Genomic DNA, 20,500 nt, shown 5'->3' with positions numbered 1-20,500 from the left:
ATAGAATTTGAAGTTTTAATTAAAATATATTTTTCCCGGAATAAGACCAACCGTAAATTCTTGTAATTGGGTATTTGTAGCCCCGTCAAAAACAGTTAGCGTTCCATTGTTTGAAAAATCTGATGCGTTAGTAACATAAATCTTATCATCTTTAACAGAAACAGCAGACGCTATAGTAGCTATTATTGTTGATGAAGGAATTTCTGTAGCATTTTCAGACATTTTATATACACCTGCAGAAGACCCAAAATAAATAGATTGGTTATCAATTGTCATTGCTCCTGGGTGAAATCCTGAAGCATAATTAATTGTAGAAATAACTTCATTTGTTGTGGTGTTAATTTTAACCAAACTTCCTAAAACCTCTGTAGGATTCCAAGGTGTTTCTGCTTTACCTTCACAAGAAACTAATACGTTACCGCTATTGTCTATAGCCATTTCATCTGGGATATCTCCAACTTGTAAGTTTGTAATTACAGAATTGTTAACAGCATTAATGACTGTTACAGAGTTTCCAGAACCAAAACCTCCTTTATGAGAAATGTATAACGTATTTCCGTTTGCAATAATTTGCTCAGGACCTTCAATTACAGGTATTTTAGACTCTACAAGATTAGTTGTTAAATTAATAACCGCTACATAATCATCTTCAACATCTGTACCATCACCCCAATTGGTTACATAACCTTTACCATTAGCAAATGCAATATATCTTGGGTTACTTAAATCTGCTGTAATTTCTGTCGATTTTTCCATAGTAAATCTATTTGCTACAGAAATTTTATTTCCAACATTTGCAATTAAAAAAATGTTATCTCCATTAAAACCTGCAGATTGCAATATCGTTCCAATATTTTCTCCATTAACTTTATTAAACACTTTTTCTACTTGAACAGAAAAATCATTAGAAATAAAATTGACTGTTCCTGTACCTCCACTAAACGCTCCTTCATTAGTTACTAATATTCCATTTTCATAATCTCCTAAAGCCAATTCTGGTTCATTGGTGTTATTACAAGAAAACAAAACTCCAATTAAGGCACTTAATACTACTACTTTTCTAATATTCATCTTTTAAAAATTTATGTTTGTTGTTATTTGAAAATTGATTCCAGGCATTGGCCTGTTTAAGGTGTTTTGATAATACGTATTGTAAATATTATTTATTTTAAAACCAACTGTAGGCTGATTTTTTAAAGATTGTATTTGATAATTTATACCAATATTTGCAACAGTAAAATAAGGAATGGTATCTACCAAAAACGAAACTTCATCATTAAATAATTGCTGATAGAAAACTGTGATTTTTTTGTAGTTATAATCTATCAAAAAGTTTGCTCTGTGCTTTGGTACTAAAAACAATTGTTTGTTGGTCTCTAAATTTTTGGCAATTGTATAAGAGTAATTGATATTGAATTGAAACAAGTGTAAACCATAATTAAATTTATGATTGTAAGATACCTCTAGTCCGTAATTTTCAGTTTCATTAACGTTTATAGGACTCCAAATTCCGCTATCATTGGGTAACCATTGAATTAAATTTGAAGTTTTAATATAAAAAGTATTGAATTGAAAGCTTTTATTTTTAAAATGAAGTTTGTTTCCTAATTCAAATTGATAAGCATTCTCTGACTCTAAATCAGGATTACCTCCAGGTGTCCAATACAGGTCATTAAATGTGGGGATTCTAAAATTCTTGGAGGTATTTACGGAAAGCGTATAGGTTGAATTGAATTTATACTCTAGACCTAAAGAATATAAAAATGGAGAATTAAAATCCTTTATATAGTCTTTTCTAAATTGTGCTCCGTAACTTAACTTTTTAAACAACTGATGATTCAAAGATAAAATTGTAGTAAAAATAGTTCTATTTTGCCTTTGAAAAGTACTGCCTATTGCCGCTGTATTTTCAAACTCTAAGACTCCATTTAATTGAATTTTTTTAGAAATAAAATTATTGTAATCTATTTTTGATAACGTTCTTTTGGTATTTCCTCTAGAAAATAATGCTCTATTATTATTGTTATCAAAAAAAGTAAACTGGTCAAAAAGATAAGCTAACTTTGTAGATAATAATTCTTTAGTACTCAATTTATAGTTCCATTCCAATAAATTTCTCAAAGTAAAATCTTCATAACTATCATTAGAAGGCGCATTTAATGTTCTAGAAAGATTTCTGTCTGCAGCAAAAGCATTTGCAAATAATTTTATATTGCTTTTTGTACTAAATTGATATCCAAAATTAACATCAGCGTTAAAATTTGAGAAACTTCCATTTTCATTAAATAAATTAGATTTTAAGTATTTATAATCATTTTCTGAAGCATTATATCCTAAACCAATATTTATATGTGTTTTGTCAGTTGCTTTTTTAAATTGATAACTGATGTGTTTTGTATTAAAACTACCATAATTCCCTATAAAATTGTGTTTGGTTTGTGTTGTAAAATCTATCGTATTATCTAAATGTACTGTCCCTCCAATAGCTCCACTACCAAAAAGTACACTACCCCCGCCACTTCTAACAGTTATATCATCATAAGAATTTGACGATAATGCATTAAAATCTACTTGACCTAATAATTGAGAATTAATATTTATACCATTCCAAAGCACAGCGGTTTGACTAGAATTGGTTCCTCTAAAAGAAGGTGATGATACCATACCCAAACCTTCTTCTTTAAAGTAAATAAAAGAATTAAATCGCAAAATATTTGTTAACGATTTAATATCTCTCACTACCAGAGTATCCGAAATGCTAGACACGCTATATCCTTTAGAAAAATCTTTAACCTTAGAAATAGCCAAATGAATTTCTGAAAATTTAACCTCTATACTATCTTTCTGAGAAAACACATTAGTAATGCAACAGAAAAAAAAGCAGGTAAAAATTGCTTGTTTTAATATCATAATTTAAAGAAATCTTTTTCCCGAAGATTTATTTTAATTAAGATTATTGGCAGGTCTCCTGACTTGTTTTTTACGTTATTTACCTTCCCAACAAAAACGTCAGTGGTATAAAGAATAATAACATCCTCTTTATAGAGGTACTAACTATTAAATTTACTTTTGTAGAAATCTTCTACGTTACGTATTCAAATTGTTAGCATAAACTTACAGTTGCGGGAACAGTTCTGGATTTACACCAGATTCCCTTTTAATTCGAAATAAATATGTTTACTTCAAAACCAAAATCTTTACAAAAGTAGATACATTCTTACTAAGAATCTAATAAAATCGTATCCAAATTTTATACCTTTAGATCTTAAATGTTTTTTATAGATGAGAATTGAAAATGATATTAAATTAGGTTTTAAAGATGTAATGATAAGACCCAAAAGGTCTACACTAAAATCTAGGTCTGAAGTTTCTTTACAAAGAGATTTTTCTTTTTTACACAGCGATATTAAATGGAGTGGTATACCAATAATAGCTGCAAATATGGATACTGTAGGTACTTTTGAAATGGCAAAATCATTGGCAGAACATAACTTATTTACGGCAATTCATAAACACTACTCTATAGATGATTGGCAAAATTTTGCTAAAAATGCATCAAAAAAAACATTAGAAAATATTGCAATAAGCACAGGTACAGCTAATGAAGATGCCAATAAAGTAAAACAAATTTTAGATCAATTTTCTGCTATTAATTTTATTTGTATTGATGTAGCTAACGGATATTCTGAACATTTTGTAGAATTTGTTCAAAAAATGAGAAATAAACATCCTAATAAAGTAATTATTGCGGGTAATGTAGTTACGGGCGAAATGGTAGAAGAATTACTGTTAGCAGGTGCAGATATTATTAAGGTAGGCATAGGTCCTGGCTCTGTATGCACAACTCGCGTAAAAACCGGTGTTGGGTATCCACAATTGTCTGCTATTATAGAATGTGCAGATGCTGCTCATGGCATGGGTGGTCATATTATTTCTGATGGAGGATGTAAAATACCTGGAGACTTAGCTAAAGCTTTTGGAGGAAGTGCTGATTTTGTGATGTTGGGCGGAATGTTAGCTGGACATACTGAAAGTGGTGGAGATTTAATTAACAGAGATGGAAAACAGTACAAAGCTTTTTACGGAATGAGTTCTGAAACAGCTATGAATAAACATGCTGGAGGCGTTGCAAATTATAGAGCCTCAGAAGGTAAAACTGTTGCTGTGCCTTTTAGAGGTGATGTTAAAAATACTGTTGTTGATATTTTAGGCGGTATTAGATCTACTTGTACATACGTAGGTGCCAAAAGGCTAAAAGAATTGACCAAAAGAACTACCTTTATTAGAGTTCAAGAACAAGAAAATCAGGTATATTCATAATGAAAAACAATAAACTACTTCTTATTTTTTTTTTAGCAAATCTATTTTATTCTTGTAAGAAAGATATTGTAAATCAAAAATCTACGCCTAATTATAAAAGTACTATTAAATATGCTAAAGGTTTTGATATTTTACATCATAATGGAGGAAAGAAATTGGTTATTAAATTGGCTTATCAAAACGCGAAAGAAACTTTTGAATATAACATTAAGCACAAAATTAATCAAAAGGCAAATACAAAAAACACAATTAACGTTCCTATAAAGAGAGTTGTAGTTACCTCTACTACTCATATACCAATGTTAGAGTTATTGGATGAAGAAAACGCTATTGTAGGATTTCCTTATGCTAAATATATTTCTTCTAAAAAAACAAGACAATTAATTGATGCAGGCAAAATTAAAGAAGTTGGAAAAGAGAATTCATTAAACACAGAAATTTTATTGGATTTAAATCCAGAATTGGTGGTTGGGTATAGTGTTTCTAATGCAGATAAATCTCTAACCACTCTTCAAAAATCAGGAATTAATGTAATTTATAATGGTGATTGGTTAGAAGAGACTCCATTAGGAAGAGCAGAATGGATTAAATTTTTTGGTGTTTTATTTGATAAAGAAAAACAGGCAGACAGTATTTTTAATGTAATTGAAAGCAATTATATTAAAGCAAAACAAATTGCTGCTAATATTACAGTAAAATCCACTGTGTTGTCTGGCGCTATTATGAGTAAGGACATATGGAGCTTGCCTGCAGGAGAAAGTTTTGTAGCCCAATTATTACAAGATGCTAATTTAAATTACTTATGGAAAAACATCAAAGGTAAAGGAAGTTTATCTCTTAGTTTTGAAAGTGTTTTTGATAAAGGTATTCATGCAGATTATTGGATAGCTCCTGGATATTTTTCATCTAAAGAAGAGATGATAAACAATAACAAGTTATATGGAAAATTTAAGGCATTTAAAAATAACAATATATATACCTCTTCTTCAAAAAAAGGAGAAACAGGTGGTGTTATCTATTATGAGTTAGCACCAACAAGACCAGATTTGGTGCTTAAAGATTTGATTAAAATAGCATACCCAAATTTAATACCTAAATATGAATTTACATTTTTTGAGAGAATGCAATAAATATAATTAACTAGAGTTCTGTTTAAAATACAATGTCAAAAAACTGGCTAATTAATTGGTTTTAGAGGTAAAACGAATAAAATCATATCAAAATTAAGCTTTTGTATAAAAACATATTTGTCTTCAATACGATTTTCTATCAAAAATTAATCTGACTGACATAATTTTTTATGCTAAACTCAAGTTAATTGGATTTAAGAATAAGTGACATAAATAAAAAACTCTAGATAATACATTATACTAGAGTTTTTTGTGAATAAAGATTTGGGGGGGATATAATTTTTTACTAATACAAACTTAATCATAAAACTTAATTACTCTAATAAAAAAAGGGGTAGTTTACGGGTAGTTTAAAGGTGGTACCTTAGATTTATGGAGTAAAATTTATATTTTCTGTAAAGACAAGGCTTCCTTTCTACTTCTTATACTTAATTTCTCATAAATATTTTTTACATGAAATTTAACTGTATTTATAGATACATTTAAAATTGTTGCTATCTCCTTATTCGATTTTAACTGAACAATTAAATCAAAAATCTGTCTTTCTCTTAAACTTAATTGGTCTATTCTACTAAAGGTTCTATCTTCATTCTCTATTTTCAATTGAGAAAGTTCTTCAGAATACTCTACTATTTCTTTTCTCATTACGTCGTTTTCATCTCTTAATGTTTTCATTCGATACAAAACGGCAATAGAGAGAATAATCATTTCTGAAAATGCACCAATCTTAATATTTGTGGAATTTATATTGATTAAAGAAATTCCTAAAAACTTGAGTACAAAAAAATCAATAGCAGAAAATAATATGATAATGTAGGCGATGGCTAAAATTTTTGTATACATATTCTTTCTAAAAAGTAGTACAGAACAAAGCCAATAGATAAAAAGAAGTAGAAAAACCAATAAATTTAAAATAAGTAAATAATAATAGTTATCAATAACCAAGTACAAAACCCCAGAAATAACAATACAGATACCTAACACATAACTAAGTCTTTTAATTTTTGGGTAGTACAACTCTAAAAACAAATAGTTATTAGTAAATTTAGACGAAAAAAACGCAAGAAAAATGTAATTTAAAATCATTAAGACGTCATTAACTGTATGATTTAAATTGAAAAAGTTTAGCATTCCATCCATTGTAAAAACACCAAAACTCATACTTGTTAAAAACAGCGCATAATACAGAAAAGCATCATCTTTAAATATAAAATAATAAAAAAGATTATATATAACAACTAGAAAAGCAAAGCCGTAATAAAACCCATTTAATAAAACATGTTTATTTTCTTTTATGTTAGCTTCTGCTGCAGAATTTAAAGTTACCGGAATATAAGCGTGTAACTTTGGAGCTACTTTGATATAAACATCTGCTTTTCTTGAAAACTGATAACTTAAAAATCGTTGGTTAGAGAGTTCTTTTATTTTATGTGAAGCCTGATAAGCATCAGCTTTTCGAATTCTTTCGTATAAAATTCTAAAAACAGACTCAGGTTTACTCTTATCTTTAGGTATTTTAAACCAGTAAACACTGTTAGAATGAGGTTCTAAAATTTGTTTTTCTAGAAGTTGAAAAGGTTTTTTCTGTACCTCTTTGTAAGATAAATTTCCAAGTGTATCTTTATAGAAAAGTATTTCTGATTGCGCGAATACACTACTGATAATAAAGAGCGTTAATACGAATATTTTAGCTTTCATTTATTTGCTTTTCTAATGTCTTTGCTCTAAGATACAAAAACAAAGGAAAGGTAAACGCAATAGCAATAAAAAAAGTTAACGGTATTAAAACCCACCAATACTTAATTTTTAATCGTAACGATTCAGGAATCATAAATGCAAAAAAAGTAAAACATACTACAGTTAAATCTGCACCAAAAGATTTACCAGCAAAATTAATTTGAGTATCTGTTATAAAACTGGAAAAAGAAGGGTTTACTGCTTGTTGGTACCATAAAATATTATAATACCATGTATAACAAATACCTAAGATAGCTAAGCCTAAATAAAGATGTTTTAATTTCATTTGTATGGATATTAACGAATGGAATAAAAGAAGTAGCATTAAAAATTAGTTACTACTTTTTAGATTGATAAATACCAAATTTTGACAAAACCAAGGCAACTAGCTCTGGTAAAGATTTCCGCAATTACTCATATCGCTTTTGACATCGTATTTTTTCGCGCTTTATTTTATTTTCTGTTTTTCTTTAGCTAAAAAGTCAATTATATTTCTAATTTGTTTGTCAACGTCTTTTAGCCTTACAAAATTATATATTAGGCTTCTTTTTTTTCCGTCTGTTAGCTTATCAAAAACTGCTTTTGAGTCTACATCTTGTTCAAGAAGAACAGTCAAAACTTCTGGCATTTCAACACCTAATTGGTCTGGGTCTTCATCAATTTTGTAATCAACTACATCACCGATATCTTTATTTAGCTCTTTAAGATATTTTCCAGCAACAATAACGTAAAAATTTCCATCTCCCAAATGATTCAGGCCACAGCGATAAGAAATTTTGTCATCAATGGTGCAAATTATTCTTGTAGCTCTTTTTTTACTGAACTGATTGACTATTTCTGAATCGAGTTTTAAATAATAATATCCACCTTTTCTCTTTTCAAGCTGTTTTATTGTCTGTACTCCTTGATGCATTTTCACTATATACCTATATCTTATTCAGTAAATTAACTCCTATTATTTTTACGTATTTCTTTTGAATAAGTTTATTTAAATTCTGTCTAATTTATACGTAAAAAACATTTGAAATCATAAAAACACCAATTATGAAGCAAGTATAAATTTTAATTAAAATAATGTTTGCTGTGTGTCATCATCTGTATTTTCTTTTTTCTTTTGAATAGCTTTCTTTAAAAGCGCTTGTTTTTTATCCTCTTTTTCGGATGTTTCTAATACATTTGGTTTATCTACTACAGGCACATCAATTGGTAATTTATCTTCTATGACATCTTCTTCTTTGTCCTCATCTGCAGTCATATTTTCTTCTTCATACTCTTTGTATGGCAACGGTTCTAACAAGTTTACTTGCTTAATTTTCTCGGTAGTTAGTTGATTGCCCAAAGCTTTAATACCCTTTACAGCTATAAATTCTTCTAAATTTACAGTTTCATTTTCTAAACTTCGTTTAGAATATACAACTTCAGCCACGGGTTTATAATCTGTTGCTACTATTTCTAATTGACTTTTAGGGTGTTCAGAAATAAAGACTTCTTCTTTTTCTGATGTTTCAATTAAAAATCGTTTGATGTAATAGCGTGCTTTTTCTCCATCAAAATAAATTGCAGAAATAGGTTTGTTAGATTTCCATTTTTCTAAGACAATCATATCATCTTCAAAATGCATTGCCAAATCTGGCTTTACAGCCTTTGCTTTTCCACTTTGAGTGATAATGAGCAATTTGTCTTCTGCTCTAAACTCTCCCAATAACTCACCTCTTTCATCAACATTTAATCGCTGAACAGCATCGTCAAACCAAATTTTTCTTGGTTTTAATGTTGAAACTCCTGCCGATTTAAAATCAACACTTTTAATAGCGAATTTTGTTATGGTATTACCTCTAACACCACGACCTTTAACTCCTAGTTCTGCAAAATCAATATCCCATTTTAATTTTTTTACACTTCCAACAGCACGTAAATTAACAGTAACTACTTCTGCTTCTCCATTTGGGTTGGCAGTAAAGTAAAGTATTTTAGACCCTTTACTACCATTTGTTAAATCGTATTCTTTATCACGCGTTACAGAAGTTACATTAAAACGTTTCATATAACTAGGTCCTTTAGTACCGTCTTTGTACATCATATTGTATACAGTACGTTTGTCTTTCTTTTTAAAGACCGCAACGTGTATAATATCTTTACCAACAAAAGTTTTAGCATCTATTTTGGTAACCATCATTTTACCATCTCTTCTAAAGATAATAATATCATCAATATCAGAACAATCGCAAACAAATTCATCTCTTCGTAAGGAAGTACCTATAAAACCTTCTGCTCTATTTACATAAAGTTTGGCATTATTCATAGCTACTTTTGAAGCTACAATATCATCAAAAGTTCTAATTTCTGTTTTACGTTCTTTTCCTTTGCCGTATTTGTCTTTTAAATTTTTAAAATAGTCTATGGCATATTCAATTAAGTTTGCTAAGTGATGTTTAACTCCCTCAATTTTATCTTCTAAACTTTCTATATGCTGTTTTGCTTTGTCTATATCAAACTTAGAAATCTTCTTAATTCTAATTTCTGTTAAGCGGGTGATATCTTCTTCTGTAACGGCTCTTTTTAAATGTTTAATATGAGGTTGTAAACCCTCATCAATAGCGCTAATAACACCTTTCCAAGTTTCTTCTTCTTCTATATCTCTATATATTCTATTTTCTATAAAAATACGTTCTAAAGAAGCAAAATGCCATTGTTCTTCTAATCCATTTAATTGAATTTCTAATTCTCTTTTTAGCAATTGAACTGTGTTGTCTGTAGAGTGTTTTAGCATTTCTGAAACCCCAACAAATAATGGCTTATTATCTTCTATAATACAACATAAAGGCGAAATAGAATTTTCACAATTTGTAAATGCATATAAAGCGTCTATGGTTTTATCTGGAGATACATTTGGTGGTAAATGCACTAAAATTTCTACGTTTGCAGCAGTATTGTCTTCTATTCTTTTTATTCTGATTTTTCCTTTGTCATTCGCTTTTAAGATACTGTCAATTAAAGATTGTGTTGTAGTAGCAAAGGGAATTTCTGTAATGACCAACGTCTTTTTATCTAATTGAGATATTTTAGCACGCACTCTAACTTTACCGCCACGTTTTCCATCATTATAATTGGTAAAATCTGCTATTCCACCTGTTAAAAAATCTGGGAGAATTTTAAAACTACGCCCTTTCAAATACTTTATAGAAGCCTCTATAAGTTCAAGAAAATTATGAGGCAAAATTTTAGTAGACAAACCTACTGCAATACCTTCTGCTCCTTGAGCTAGTAATAGTGGAAATTTTACAGGAAGGTTTACAGGCTCTTTCTTTCGCCCATCATAAGACGCTTGCCATTTTGTAGTTTTTGGGTTAAAAACAACCTCCAAAGCAAACTTAGACAAACGCGCTTCTATGTAACGTGATGCTGCTGCTCTATCTCCTGTTAAAATGTTACCCCAGTTTCCTTGCATATCAATCAGCAATTCTTTCTGACCAATTTGTACCATAGCATCTGCTATAGAAGCATCTCCGTGCGGGTGATATTGCATGGTATGCCCCACAATGTTGGCTACTTTGTTATAACGTCCATCATCTAAATCTTTCATAGAATGCATAATTCTACGCTGCACAGGTTTTAAACCGTCCATTAATGCTGGTACTGCCCTTTCTAAAATTACATACGAAGCGTAGTCTAAAAACCACTCTTTGTACATTCCTGTAATTTTAGTAATGGTTTCTTCTTGAGGCAAATCTCCTTGATATTCTATATCTTCAGAATTTTGATTAAGGTGCTCTAAATTCTCTTCGTTTTCGTTTATTTCTTCACTCATATTCTAAACTTCCTCAACAATATCTAATTCTACTTTTAAATTTTCTATGATAAACTTTTGTCTATCAGGAGTGTTTTTGCCCATGTAAAATTGTAGCATTTGCTCTATAGACATCTCTTTATCTAACATTACAGGGTCTAAACGAATGTCATCTCCTATAAAATGAACAAATTCATTAGGCGAAATTTCCCCCAATCCTTTAAATCGCGTTATTTCTGGTTTTCCTCTTAACTTATCCATTGCCGCTTGCTTCTCTTCTTCAGAATAACAATAAATAGTCTCTTTTTTATCTCTAACTCTAAATAACGGTGTTTCTAAAATATACAAATGCCCTTCTTTAATAAGTTCTGGAAAAAATTGCAGAAAGAATGTAATTAATAATAATCTAATATGCATGCCATCTACATCGGCATCTGTAGCAATAACAATATTATTATAGCGCAAATCTTCTAAACCATCTTCAATATTTAAAGCAGCTTGTAAGAGGTTAAACTCTTCGTTTTCATATACTATTTTCTTGCTTAATCCATAAGAATTTAAAGGTTTTCCTTTTAAACTAAATACTGCTTGTGTATTTACATTTCTAGATTTTGTTATTGATCCAGAAGCAGAATCTCCCTCTGTAATAAATAATGTAGTTTCTAAATGTGCTTCTTTTTTAGTATCTCCTAAATGTATTCTACAATCTCGTAATTTTTTGTTGTGCAAACTGGCTTTTTTAGCTCTATCTCTTGCTAATTTTCGAATTCCAGAAAGCTCTTTTCGTTCTTTTTCTGCTTGTAAAATCTTTTTCTGTAACTTGTCTGCAACCTCTGTATTTTTATGTAAATAGTTATCTAAATGTGTCTTTACAAAATCGTTTATATACGTTCTTACGGTAGGCAAATCTCCTCCCATTTCTGTAGAACCTAATTTGGTTTTGGTTTGACTTTCAAAAACAGGCTCCATCACTTTTATAGCAACTGCAGAAATAATGGATTTACGAACGTCTGATGCTTCAAAATTTTTACCAAAAAAATCACGAATGGTTTTTACAATCGCTTCTCTAAATGCAGATTGATGCGTACCTCCTTGTGTTGTATGTTGTCCGTTAACAAAAGAGTGGTATTCTTCTGAATATTGAGTTTTACTATGTGTTATGGCTACTTCTATATCATCACCTTTTAGGTGGATGATTGGATACAACATATCATCTTGATTGTTATTGTCTTCTAGTAAATCTTTCAATCCATTTTCTGAAAAGTATTTTTCGCCATTAAAAATAATAGTTAACCCAGGATTTAGATACACATAATTCTTTAACATTTTAGCTACATATTCATTTCTGAATTTGTAGTTTTTAAAGATAGTTTCATCAGGAATAAAAGAAACCTTTGTTCCTTTTCTACGAGAGGTTTCTTCTAAAAATTCTTGATTTTCTAAATTTCCTTGAGAAAACTCAGCAGATGCAGACTTTCCTTCTCTGGTTGACTCTACCCTAAAGTACGTAGAAAGTGCATTTACGGCCTTTGTACCAACGCCGTTTAATCCAACAGATTTTTTAAACGCTTTTGAGTCGTATTTACCACCAGTATTCATTTTAGAAACAACATCTACCACTTTACCTAAAGGAATTCCTCGTCCATAATCACGAACAGTAACTTTGCTGCCCTGTATAGAAATTTCTATAGTTTTACCAGAACCCATTACATACTCATCAATAGAGTTGTCTAAAACCTCTTTTACTAAAATGTAAATTCCGTCATCGGCTGAAGAGCCATCACCCAATTTACCAATATACATTCCAGGGCGCATTCTAATATGTTCCTTCCAGTCTAATGATCTAATATTATCTTCTGTATATTTGGTTTCTTGGCTCATAAAAATTCCTTACTATGATTAGGTTTGAAGTACTTGCTAATATAGTATTAACCCTATAAAAAAGAAATGACATCGGTAATTAGTTATTAACAGGATTTCAACGATGAAAAGTTCGCAATCTTACTCTTAAAAAAAACAAAAAAAAACAATATGTTGTATTTTAAAACAAACTGTAAAACAACTCAACATTTTGATTATTTTTGATGTCACAATTAAAATATATACTCGTGGAAAGAACACAGCTTTTAGAATTGGCAAATAAATACGGAAGTCCTTTATATGTCTACGATACAGATAAAATAGAATCTCAATACAATAGATTAACAAATGCTTTTAGTAGTGTTAAAAACTTAAAGTTAAACTATGCTGTAAAGGCTTTGTCTAATATCAATATTTTAAAGTTCTTTAAAAATTTAGGTTCAGGTTTAGATACAGTATCTATACAAGAGGTGCAACTTTGTTTAACTACAGGTATCAATCCTCAAGATATTATTTTTACACCTAACGGAGTTTCTTTATATGAAATCGAAGAAGTTGCTAAAATGGGAGTTCAAATTAATATTGATAACCTTTCTATTTTAGAGCAATTTGGTCAAAAACACCCAGAAATTCCTGTTTGTGTGCGAATCAATCCACATATTATGGCAGGAGGTAATTCTAAAATATCAGTAGGTCATATTGATTCTAAATTCGGAATTTCAATTCACCAAGTACCACATATAAAACGTGTTGTAGAAAATACAGGAATGAATATTAACGGAATTCACATGCATACAGGGTCTGATATTTTAGATATTGATACTTTTTTACGTGCCTCTGATATTCTTTTTGATGTAGCTAGACAATTTGATAATATTGATTTTATCGATTTTGGAAGTGGTTTTAAAGTGCCTTACAAAGAAGGTGATATTTCTACTGATATTGAGCAATTAGGTATTCAACTTTCTGCAAGATTTAATCAGTTTTGTGAAGAATACGGAAAAGATGTTACTTTAATGTTTGAACCAGGTAAATTTTTAGTATCAGAAGCTGGAGTTTTCTTAGCTAAAGTAAATGTCGTAAAACAAACTACTTCTACTGTTTTTGCACATGTTGATTCAGGGTTTAATCACTTAGTTAGACCAATGATGTATGATTCTTATCATCATATCACAAATATTTCTAATCCAGAAGGTAGAGATCGTTATTACTCTGTAGTAGGATATATTTGCGAAACTGATACTTTTGGCTCTAACAGAAGAATATCTGAGATATCTGAAGAAGACATATTGTGTTTCCATAATGCTGGTGCTTACTGTTATTCTATGGCTTCTAATTATAATTCTCGTTTTTTACCAGCAGAAGTTATGGTTGTAAATGGTCAAGATTATTTAATTAGAAAAAGACAGACTATGCAAGATATTTTACACAATCAAGAAGTAGTAGAATTGCCTGTCACATCAAGTAAAAAAGAAAAAGCTACTGTTTAAAAAACATACTATAATTATAGGTATCCACTAGAGAATTTAATTTTTTAGTGGATATTTTTTTACATTTACATTACAAAAACTAAATCATGAAAATTTTAGGAATCGGTAAAAATTACGTTATTAATTTAGATGATATTAAAGCTAATAAAGAAAACCCAAAACTTATTTTCTCTAAACCAGAATCTAGTTTGTCTGTAAATAGAGATATTGATTACCCTAGTATTACCAACCAACTTGTTTATGAGGTAGAACTAGTCATTAAAATAGGTAAAGAAGGTAAAAACATACCTGTTGCAGAAGCAAATTCTTATATTTCTGAAATTGCCGTAGGTATTGATTATACTGCAAAAGACGTCTTAAACGAGGCTAGATCTCATAAACATGCTTGGGATCTTGCTAAAGGTTTTGACGGTGCTGCACCAATTTCTACATTTAAATCCATAAATGATTTTACAGATTTATCTAATATCAACTTTAGTTTAAAAATAAATAATCAGCAGGTTCAAGCGGGTAATACCGGTCACATGATTCATAATTTTGCAGAAATTATTAACTATGTATCTGCATACATGACTTTGCAACCTGGAGATTTAATTTTTACAGGAACACCACCAGAAGGTATAGGAGAAAACAAAAAAGGCGACCACTTGCAATGTTTTGTTGAAGAAGAGCTTTGGTTAGATTTTAAAATCAACTAAAATGCAAATTAGACGTTCTTCTTTACATGATCTATCTAGAATTATGGAAATTATTGATGATGCGAAAGTTTTATTAAAATCTTTGCATATAGATCAATGGCAAAATGGATATCCTAATGCAGAACAGGTAAAAAACGATATTAAAAACGAGGAAAGTTATGTTATTATTGATGATAAAAACACTATAGTAGCAACTACTATGTTTACAACAAGACCAGAACCTACCTACAAAAAACTAATTGACGGTAATTGGATGCATGACGAGGCTTTACCTTATGGTGTTATTCATAGGCTAGCTGTTGCAAAAGAATATAGAGCTTTAGGGGTCGCAAAGTTTGTCTTTACTCAAATGCATCAAACACTAAAATTGCAAAACATTAAAAGTTTGAAGATTGACACCCATGAAGAAAATTTGGGTATGCAAACTTTAATAAAAAAAATAGGCTATCAATACCGCGGTATTATTTACACAAGTTACGGTGCAAAACGGTTGGCTTTTGAAAAAGTGATTTCTTAACATGATGCCACGAATTCAATTACTAAAAACAACTCGATACAATTCCGAAAAGTGACAAAATCCTTTGATGTGACAGCCTCTGAATAATTCTATGCAATCGTAAAAACATACTGTCAATTTGAGTGCTTTTAATTTTTTCATTAAAATTGAAGCAAGAAATTTTATTTTATTAACTCCTAAAATTTATACCTACGTAAAATTAGAAAATAATGCAATTACTCCAATATATAATTCAGCAAACCCAACTCACAGAAAAAGCTGTAAAAAACACCATTTTATTATTAAACGAAGACGCAACAATTCCTTTTATAAGTAGATATAGAAAGGAAATGACGGGTAATTTAAACGAATTACAGATTGGAGAAATTGTAAAGTTTAAAGAAACTTTTGAAGCATTAGAAAAACGTAAAAAAGCAATTCTGAAAGCTTTGGAAGAACAAAAAGTTTTATCTGATGAACTCACTCGAAAAGTAAATAATGCTAAAGACCTAATTGCTTTAGAAGATTTGTACCTACCTTTTAAAAAGAAACGCAAAACCAAAGCGGAAACTGCACGTTTACAAGGGTTAGAACCTTTGGCTAAAATGATTATTAGTCAACGTGTAAATGATTTGGAATATACCGCTTCAAAATATACAAATAATGAAGTTGATACTATTGAAAAAGCATTAGAAGGCGCACGCTTTATTATTGCAGAATGGATTAATGAAAGAACAGATATAAGAAATAATATTCGATATCAAATAGAACGATTTGCACAAATTTCATCCAAAGTAATAAAAGTAAAAAAAGAAGAAGAGAAAGCACAAAAATTTAAAGATTATTTTGATTGGAATGAATCTTTAAACAGAATTCCATCACACAGATTATTGGCCATTTTACGAGCTGAACAAGAAGGTTTTTTGCGTGTAAAACTAGAAATTGACACAGAAAGAACACTTCAAAAAATGGAAGATAGAATTATTCGTTCTAATAACGAATGTGTTCAACAAATTCAGCTGGCTATACAAGATGCATTTAAACGATTGTTATTTCCTTCTCTCTCCAATGAAGCATTAACCAATGCCAAAGAAAAAGCAGATGATGCAGCCATAACTGTATTTGCTAAAAACTTAAAGCAATTGTTATTAGGTGCACCATTAGGTGAAAAAAGAGTTTTAGCAATTGACCCTGGTTTTAGATCAGGCTGTAAGGTAGTATGTTTGAATGAGCAAGGAGATTTACTACACAATGAAACTATTTTTCCTCACGCGCCACAAAATCAATCTTTTGGTGCCATTAAAAAAATCAGTTCTTTGGCAGAAGCCTATCAAATTGAAGCCATTGCTATTGGAAATGGAACAGCTTCTAGAGAAACGGAACAACTCATTAAAAAAGTACATTTTAAAAATTCTATTGATGTTTTTGTAGTGAGTGAAGCTGGTGCTTCTATTTATTCTGCCTCTAAAATTGCAAGAGATGAATTTCCCAATTATGATGTTACAGTTCGTGGCTCTGTTTCTATTGGTAGACGACTGCAAGATCCTTTAGCTGAATTGGTTAAAATTGATGCAAAATCGATTGGAGTTGGGCAATACCAGCATGACGTAGATCAAACCAAACTAAAAAAATCTTTGGATACTACAGTAGAAAGTTGTGTGAATACTGTGGGTGTAAATATAAATACTGCCAGTGAATCTTTATTGAGTTATGTTTCTGGAATTGGACCAAAATTGGCAGAAAATATTGTGCAATATAGAAACGAAAATGGCTCTTTCTCTTCAAGAAATGAAATTAAAAAAGTACCAAGATTGGGTGGAAAAGCATATGAACAAGCAGCAGGCTTTTTACGAATTAAAAATGCTAAAAATTGTTTAGATGATTCTGGAGTGCATCCTGAAAGTTATGCTGTTGTTGATAAAATGGCAAAAGGTTTAAAAATAAAAATTGATGATTTAATTGACAATAAAGACATCTTACAAAAAATAGATCTTCAAAACTATATTTCAGAAAACGTAGGTTTACCTACCCTAAAAGATATCATTAAAGAATTAGAAAAACCAGGCGTTGACCCAAGAGAAAAGGCTAAAGTGTTTGCTTTTGATGCCAACATTAAAACCATTAACGATTTAAGAATAGGGCAAATCTTACCCGGAATTGTAAATAATATTACCAATTTTGGTTGTTTTGTAGATGTTGGTATCAAAGAAAGTGGTTTAATTCACGTTTCTAATTTATCGGATACTTTTGTAAAAGATGTAAATTCTATTGTGTCTTTACAACAGCAAATTGTGGTGAAAGTTTTAGAAGTTGATGTGGTTAGGAAGAGAATTCAATTGACTTTGGTGAAGTAATTTATGAATCAAAAAAAATAAACGAAAAAGAAAAATTGAACCTTTAAGTCTTAAAGATAAAAAACCTTTCTTTTTATTCCCTTTTAGATTTGGTTCAAATTTATTTCCCGTAAAAGATTTTAATGATTCAGAACTAGAATGATTTATAAAATATGGTTTTGAGAAAAAATACAATAATACCATGAAATCTAAAAAAATGGGAATCATTTTTTATTTCATACTACCTATAATTTTACTACTTTTCAATTCTTAAATTCTATAAAACTTGAAAGTCTGTATAGCCGAAAAACCCAGTGTAGCAAGAGAGATTGCTAACATTCTTGGAGCCAAAACAAAACGTGATGGTTTCTACGAAGGCAATGGTTATGCAATAACCTACACCTTCGGGCATTTATGTACTCTTTTAGAACCCAAAGATTACAAACCGCATTGGAAAAGTTGGGATTTGAACAACCTACCTATGTTACCAGAACGCTTTGATACAAAAGTTACAGGAGATTCTGGTATCAAAAAACAATTCAATATTGTAAAATCTTTATTTGAAAAAGCAGAAGTGGTTATCAATTGTGGGGATGCAGGAACAGAAGGAGAATTGATTCAGCGTTGGGTAATCAACCAATGCAATTACAAAGGAAAAGTACAACGTTTATGGATTTCATCGCTAACAGAAGAGGCGATTAAAGAAGGTTTTGAGAACTTAGAATCTTCCGATAAATATGATAACTTGTATTATGCAGGCTATTCCAGAGCCATTGGAGATTGGTTGTTGGGTTTAAACGCTACTCGTTTATATACCGTAAAATTCGGGGGTTATAAACAAGTGTTATCTGTTGGTAGGGTACAAACTCCTACTCTAGCAATGCTAGTAAATCGCTATTTTGAAATTCAAAATTTTAAGCCTCAACCATATTGGGAACTGCAAACTACATACAGAAATACGCTTTTTAATTATGAGGATGGTCGTTTTCTAAAAAAGGAAGACGGACAAGTTTTAGCTGATAAAGTTGTACAATCTGAGTTTGAAATTGTTTCTGTTACTAAAAAGAAAGGAAAAGAATACGCTCCAAAATTGTTTGATTTAACAGGTTTACAAGTGTATTGTAACAATAAATTTGGATTTTCTGCAGATGAAACCTTAAAAATGGTTCAGAAATTGTATGAGATGAAAGTAGTTACCTATCCAAGGGTAGATACTACTTTTTTACCGAATGATTTGTACCCGAAAGTACACGGAATTTTATCGAAACTCACCAATTACTCAGAATTGACGCAACCTCTATTAGGCAAAAAAATAAAGAAAACCAAACGTGTTTTTGATGATAAAAAAGTTACAGACCATCATGCCATAATTCCCACAGGAATTCAAGGTAATTTGCAGTACAATCAACAACAGGTTTACGATATTATTACCAAACGTTTTATTGCTGTTTTTTATCCAGATTCCGATGTTTCCAACACTTCTGTGATAGGTAAAGCTGCTGAAGTTCCTTTTAAAACTTCAGGTAAAGAAATTATAAATAAAGGTTGGCGAGTCGTTTTTGAGAAAAACAACGATGAGACCCTGAAACAAGTTCAGGGTGACAAAAGTTTGCCAACTTTTGTCAAAGGTGAAAAAGGAAAACATGAGCCCTCTTTTTTAGAAAAAGAAACCAAACCCCCAAGAAACTATACAGAAGCTTCGCTTTTAAGAGCTATGGAAACTGCTGGTAAACAGGTTGATGATGATGAAATGCGCGAGTTGATGAAAGAAAACGGAATTGGTAGACCATCTACAAGAGCAAGTATTATTGAAACCTTATTCAGACGAAAATATATAGAACGTAAAAAGAAACTAGTTTTACCTACACAAACAGGAATTGATTTAATCAACATTATTGACAACGAATTATTAAAGTCGGCTGAATTAACTGGTAGATGGGAAAAGCGTTTGAAAGAAATTGAAAGAGGTGAATTTAATGCTGGAACGTTCATCAACAACATGAAAAAAATGGTAGATGAATTGGTGTATGAAGTGCGTTCTAATAAAATTAAAAAAAGAATCTCATCTAACAATAATCTCAGTTCGATCGCAGTCGAGAACTCAACAAAATCAAAAGCAAAAAAAACTACAAAATCTAAAACAGTAGCAGGTAAAACCTGTCCTAAATGTAAAACTGGAAAACTTTTAAAAGGTTCTTCTGCTTATGGTTGCTCTGAATATAAAAACAATTGCGATTTAAAAATTCCGTTTGTAATTTATGGTAAAAAAGTTTCTGAAAATCAAATAATTCGTTTGATTGACAAAGGATGTACTACCAATTTAAAAGGATTTAAAATTGATGAAAAATCAAAAGAAGGATTAATTCGTTTTGAAAATAATTTTAGATTAAAGTTTGAGCAAAAAAAGAAAATTGAAATTCAGAAAAAAGATACTGAAACAAGTTCAGCATTAAAAAACCCTTGTCCAAAATGTAAAAAAGGAACGATTTTAAAAGGTAAAACTGCTTATGGATGTTCTGAATACAAAGCTGGTTGTAATTTTATTTTCACTTTTGAAAACATTAAAAAAATTGCCAATGGAAAACCATTGACTAAAAAATTAGTTTTGGAGATTATTAGAAATAAATCTTTATAAGATTGTCATTTCAA

General features: G+C 30.3%; 14 protein-coding genes and 1 riboswitch. Of the genes, 7 read left to right on the top strand and 7 right to left on the bottom strand.

What is annotated here, in order from left to right; all coding sequences use genetic code 11:
• Window positions 1–15: 15 nt before the first annotated feature.
• A complete protein-coding gene (locus DUT90_RS06980; protein WP_114426456.1) occupies window positions 16–1,071 on the bottom strand; it encodes a YncE family protein in 1,056 nt (351 codons plus the stop codon).
• Between the two features lie 3 nt (window positions 1,072–1,074).
• The gene (locus tag DUT90_RS06975) at window positions 1,075–2,910 is read right to left on the bottom strand and encodes a TonB-dependent siderophore receptor (RefSeq protein WP_114426455.1); all 1,836 of its coding nucleotides are present in this window, start codon (window positions 2,908–2,910) and stop codon (window positions 1,075–1,077) included.
• Between the two features lie 30 nt (window positions 2,911–2,940).
• Window positions 2,941–3,208, bottom strand: a riboswitch (cobalamin riboswitch).
• A 74-nt stretch (window positions 3,209–3,282) separates the two neighbouring features.
• Here DUT90_RS06975 and DUT90_RS06970 point away from each other — a divergent pair.
• Both DUT90_RS06970 and DUT90_RS06965 read left to right on the top strand, forming a co-directional pair.
• Window positions 3,283–4,320 (top strand): GMP reductase, encoded by a 1,038-nt coding sequence (locus DUT90_RS06970; RefSeq protein WP_114426454.1) that lies wholly within the window; start codon window positions 3,283–3,285, stop codon window positions 4,318–4,320.
• A complete protein-coding gene (locus tag DUT90_RS06965) occupies window positions 4,320–5,450 on the top strand; it encodes an ABC transporter substrate-binding protein (RefSeq protein ID WP_114426453.1) in 1,131 nt (376 codons plus the stop codon). Before DUT90_RS06970 ends, DUT90_RS06965 begins: the two co-directional genes overlap by 1 nt.
• A gap of 384 nt (window positions 5,451–5,834) precedes the next feature.
• On the opposite strand, the gene DUT90_RS06960 is transcribed toward DUT90_RS06965, so the two are convergent.
• From DUT90_RS06960 to DUT90_RS06940, 5 genes are all read right to left on the bottom strand, one after another.
• The gene (locus DUT90_RS06960; protein ID WP_114426452.1) at window positions 5,835–7,148 is read right to left on the bottom strand and encodes a 7TM diverse intracellular signaling domain-containing protein; all 1,314 of its coding nucleotides are present in this window, start codon (window positions 7,146–7,148) and stop codon (window positions 5,835–5,837) included.
• Complete coding sequence (locus DUT90_RS06955) at window positions 7,138–7,473, bottom strand: DUF2834 domain-containing protein (RefSeq protein WP_114426451.1); 336 nt, start codon at window positions 7,471–7,473, stop codon at window positions 7,138–7,140. The genes DUT90_RS06960 and DUT90_RS06955 overlap by 11 nt, the downstream gene beginning before the upstream one ends.
• A 162-nt stretch (window positions 7,474–7,635) precedes the next feature.
• Window positions 7,636–8,100, bottom strand: coding sequence for a DUF1905 domain-containing protein (locus tag DUT90_RS06950; RefSeq protein ID WP_114426450.1), 465 nt, complete (start codon window positions 8,098–8,100; stop codon window positions 7,636–7,638).
• 153 nt (window positions 8,101–8,253) lie between these two features.
• On the bottom strand, window positions 8,254–10,995 hold the full coding sequence (locus DUT90_RS06945) for a DNA gyrase/topoisomerase IV subunit A (RefSeq protein WP_114426449.1): 2,742 nt from the start codon (window positions 10,993–10,995) through the stop codon (window positions 8,254–8,256).
• A gap of 3 nt (window positions 10,996–10,998) precedes the next feature.
• Entirely contained in the window at window positions 10,999–12,855 is a 1,857-nt protein-coding gene (locus DUT90_RS06940; RefSeq protein ID WP_114426448.1) for a DNA topoisomerase IV subunit B, read from the bottom strand.
• Between the two features lie 227 nt (window positions 12,856–13,082).
• Here DUT90_RS06940 and lysA point away from each other — a divergent pair, with 227 nt between their 5' ends.
• The 5 genes from lysA (at window position 13,083) to DUT90_RS06915 (ending at window position 20,486) form a co-directional block, all read left to right on the top strand.
• Complete coding sequence (gene lysA, locus DUT90_RS06935) at window positions 13,083–14,324, top strand: diaminopimelate decarboxylase (protein ID WP_114426447.1); 1,242 nt, start codon at window positions 13,083–13,085, stop codon at window positions 14,322–14,324.
• Between the two features lie 86 nt (window positions 14,325–14,410).
• Window positions 14,411–15,022, top strand: coding sequence for a fumarylacetoacetate hydrolase family protein (locus DUT90_RS06930; RefSeq protein WP_114426446.1), 612 nt, complete (start codon window positions 14,411–14,413; stop codon window positions 15,020–15,022).
• Between the two features lies 1 nt (window position 15,023).
• The gene (locus tag DUT90_RS06925) at window positions 15,024–15,539 is read left to right on the top strand and encodes a GNAT family N-acetyltransferase (RefSeq protein ID WP_114426445.1); all 516 of its coding nucleotides are present in this window, start codon (window positions 15,024–15,026) and stop codon (window positions 15,537–15,539) included.
• Between the two features lie 209 nt (window positions 15,540–15,748).
• Window positions 15,749–17,872, top strand: coding sequence for a Tex family protein (locus DUT90_RS06920; protein WP_114426444.1), 2,124 nt, complete (start codon window positions 15,749–15,751; stop codon window positions 17,870–17,872).
• Between the two features lie 265 nt (window positions 17,873–18,137).
• Window positions 18,138–20,486, top strand: coding sequence for a type IA DNA topoisomerase (locus DUT90_RS06915; RefSeq protein WP_114426443.1), 2,349 nt, complete (start codon window positions 18,138–18,140; stop codon window positions 20,484–20,486).
• The last annotated feature ends 14 nt before the right edge of the window (window positions 20,487–20,500 follow it).

The sequence above is a fragment of the Polaribacter sp. WD7 genome (assembly GCF_003335085.1).
Taxonomy (GTDB): Bacteria; Bacteroidota; Bacteroidia; order Flavobacteriales; family Flavobacteriaceae; genus Polaribacter.
The sequence above is the reverse complement of the archived record's forward strand: the minus strand, read 5'-3'. Positions and strand labels throughout refer to the sequence as shown.

Excerpts from the sequence above, each read along its gene's own strand:
- DUT90_RS06975 (WP_114426455.1), bottom strand. The coding sequence starts at position 2,910 with ATGATATTAAAACAAGCAATTTTTACCTGCTTTTTTTTCTGTTGCATT.
- DUT90_RS06970 (WP_114426454.1), top strand. The coding sequence starts at position 3,283 with ATGAGAATTGAAAATGATATTAAATTAGGTTTTAAAGATGTAATGATA.
- DUT90_RS06920 (WP_114426444.1), top strand. The coding sequence starts at position 15,749 with ATGCAATTACTCCAATATATAATTCAGCAAACCCAACTCACAGAAAAA.
- DUT90_RS06925 (WP_114426445.1), top strand. The coding sequence starts at position 15,024 with ATGCAAATTAGACGTTCTTCTTTACATGATCTATCTAGAATTATGGAA.
- DUT90_RS06965 (WP_114426453.1), top strand. The coding sequence starts at position 4,320 with ATGAAAAACAATAAACTACTTCTTATTTTTTTTTTAGCAAATCTATTT.
- DUT90_RS06945 (WP_114426449.1), bottom strand. The coding sequence starts at position 10,995 with ATGAGTGAAGAAATAAACGAAAACGAAGAGAATTTAGAGCACCTTAAT.
- DUT90_RS06955 (WP_114426451.1), bottom strand. The coding sequence starts at position 7,473 with ATGAAATTAAAACATCTTTATTTAGGCTTAGCTATCTTAGGTATTTGT.
- DUT90_RS06950 (WP_114426450.1), bottom strand. The coding sequence starts at position 8,100 with ATGCATCAAGGAGTACAGACAATAAAACAGCTTGAAAAGAGAAAAGGT.
- DUT90_RS06930 (WP_114426446.1), top strand. The coding sequence starts at position 14,411 with ATGAAAATTTTAGGAATCGGTAAAAATTACGTTATTAATTTAGATGAT.
- DUT90_RS06940 (WP_114426448.1), bottom strand. The coding sequence starts at position 12,855 with ATGAGCCAAGAAACCAAATATACAGAAGATAATATTAGATCATTAGAC.
- DUT90_RS06960 (WP_114426452.1), bottom strand. The coding sequence starts at position 7,148 with ATGAAAGCTAAAATATTCGTATTAACGCTCTTTATTATCAGTAGTGTA.
- DUT90_RS06980 (WP_114426456.1), bottom strand. The coding sequence starts at position 1,071 with ATGAATATTAGAAAAGTAGTAGTATTAAGTGCCTTAATTGGAGTTTTG.